This is a genomic window from Streptomyces sp. W16, assembly GCF_033194735.1.
In the GTDB taxonomy this organism is placed as follows: Bacteria; Actinomycetota; Actinomycetes; order Streptomycetales; family Streptomycetaceae; genus Streptomyces.
The window spans coordinates 1-1,259 of record NZ_JAWOAI010001098.1 but is presented as its reverse complement, the minus strand read 5'-3'; the positions used below and the strand labels follow the sequence as shown (position 1 = coordinate 1,259).

The window sequence follows — 1,259 nt, the reverse complement described above, 5'->3', positions numbered from 1 at the left end:
GGGTCGGGCAGCGGCGGGCCGTCGTCGACCGCGAACCCGTACCGCGTGCCGTCGCCCGCCTCCGCCTCGCCGCTCCACCACCCCACGCGCTCGGGATCGCGTTCCAACGCGCGCGTGGCGCCCTCGCGATGGAGCGTCACACGGTCTGCCTCTGGTGCCCACACCTCGAACTGCACGGACGGTTCCCCTTCGTCTGCTCACCGGGATGTAGCCCGTCCATCGTGCTTCAAACGAGATCAATCCGCTTTTGAATCCACCCCTTTGGCGCAGGTGTCGTCATCTTCGCGCGCGTGCGGGTCGTTTCCGCGTCTTCTGGACACCCGGGGTTCACTGCCCGACAATCACGAGCGTGACGTCGTCCTTCGAGTTCCACACGTACCCCGCGCGGTTGTCCGACGCGGAGCGCGACAAGGCGCTCAAGGTTCTCCATGACGGCGTCGCCATGGGACGGCTTTCGCACGACACCTTCATCCGGCGCATGGAGCTGGCGCTCGCCGCCCGCCGGTCCGAGGAACTCGTGGCGCTCACCGCCGACCTGCCCACCGAAAGCCGCCTCTCGCGCGTCCTGTTCGGCACCGTGGAGGCCGTCTCCGGGTTCACCGTACGGCTGCGCAGGGCTTGGCAGGCCGAGCGGCTTCCCAAGCTGCTGCTGCCCCACCCGGGCAACGGACACTCGCTGCGCATCGGCCGCGACCCCGCCAACGGGCTGCGCCTGACTCACGAGACGGTGTCCCGGGTGCACGCGGAACTCAGCCGCCAGGGCGGCATGTGGGTGCTGCGCGACCTCGGTTCGACCAACGGCACCACGGTCAACGGCCGTCGGGTGATCGGTGCGGCCGTCGTCCGCGAGGGCGATCAGATCGGCTTCGGACGGATGGCGTTCCGGCTCGCCGTGAACTGAGCTCGGACCGAGCCGGGACCGGGCCCGAACACAGCCTCACCTCACCTCTGGCCTGGGCATTACCCGATGTGGCGATCTCGGATGTGCGTGAAATCCCTTTGCGTACGGCGGTGTTGACGTACCCCTCGGGCCGTGACTGACTGTGCGTACACCATGCACATCAGGTGAACCGACGGCACCACATTTGTGGAGGTGTGCCCTGCCACCACTCCTCCGCTACCCGTCCGTGGACGAGTTGGGGGCCCAGGCCGCCGCGCTCGTCGCCCGCCGCCCCCAGGACGCCCGGCTGCGCCGTGTCGGGACCTCCCGCGCCGGTACGCCCCTGTGGCTGCTCTCCGTGGGCCACGGCAGCCGCCAG

General features: G+C 69.6%; 1 protein-coding gene and 2 pseudogenes. 2 read left to right on the top strand and 1 reads right to left on the bottom strand.

Annotated features, from left to right (window positions below; translation table 11 throughout):
* Window positions 1-176: pseudogene (locus tag R6V09_RS53415) on the bottom strand (malto-oligosyltrehalose trehalohydrolase); the annotation flags it as partial.
* Window positions 177-349: 173 nt separating this feature from the next.
* On the opposite strand from R6V09_RS53415, the gene R6V09_RS53410 reads away from it, so the two are divergent.
* Together R6V09_RS53410 and R6V09_RS53405 are read left to right on the top strand one after the other, a co-directional pair.
* Window positions 350-901: a DUF1707 and FHA domain-containing protein gene (locus R6V09_RS53410; RefSeq protein ID WP_317888592.1), complete on the top strand. Its 552-nt coding sequence runs from the start codon at window positions 350-352 to the stop codon at window positions 899-901.
* A 184-nt stretch (window positions 902-1,085) separates the two neighbouring features.
* Window positions 1,086-1,259: pseudogene (locus R6V09_RS53405) on the top strand (dehydrogenase); the annotation flags it as partial.